This is a genomic window from Bradyrhizobium sp. BRP19 (genome assembly GCF_020194195.1).
GTDB lineage: Bacteria > Pseudomonadota > Alphaproteobacteria > Rhizobiales > Xanthobacteraceae > Bradyrhizobium > Bradyrhizobium yuanmingense.
Genome location: NZ_JADYVZ010000235.1, coordinates 1 through 391, shown reverse-complemented (window position 1 = coordinate 391; position 391 = coordinate 1). Strand labels below are relative to the sequence as shown.

Below are 391 nucleotides of genomic sequence, written 5' to 3'. Positions count from 1 at the left end.
GAATACGAATCTCTGGTCCACGTTAGGCGGAGGGGCCATCGGTGTTACGTTCAGTACCGCCGCTGCGCCTTCGCCAAGGGTTGCGAATTCGCTCACTCCTGTCAGCGGGTCGCGGCGCTTCGCGAGATTGGCATCGCGCGCTCTGCGCGTAGCTGTGATCTTCGCCTGAAGCGTTCCCTGCTGGAGAGCCGCAAAGATGCCGCCCGCATTTTCAGTCTCTTGGAAACTCTTCCAGGACGCGTCGCAAAGCTCCGTTGTTAGCGCCTCAATGCCGCCAGCACCTGCGGCAGGATCGCTAACCTTGGCAAGATTGCTTTCCTCCAGCAGCAGAAGCTGCGTGTTGCGAGCCACGCGCCGGGCAAACGAGTCTGGGAGGCCCAGCGCCAACGTG

The 391-nt window shown here is 61.6% G+C and carries 1 protein-coding gene; it reads right to left on the bottom strand.

Features of this window, described 5'->3' with window-relative positions:
* Positions 1–391, bottom strand: a 391-nt coding sequence (locus tag I6F36_RS39345; protein WP_225173333.1) for a methylmalonyl-CoA mutase family protein, incomplete at both ends; no start/stop codon positions are given.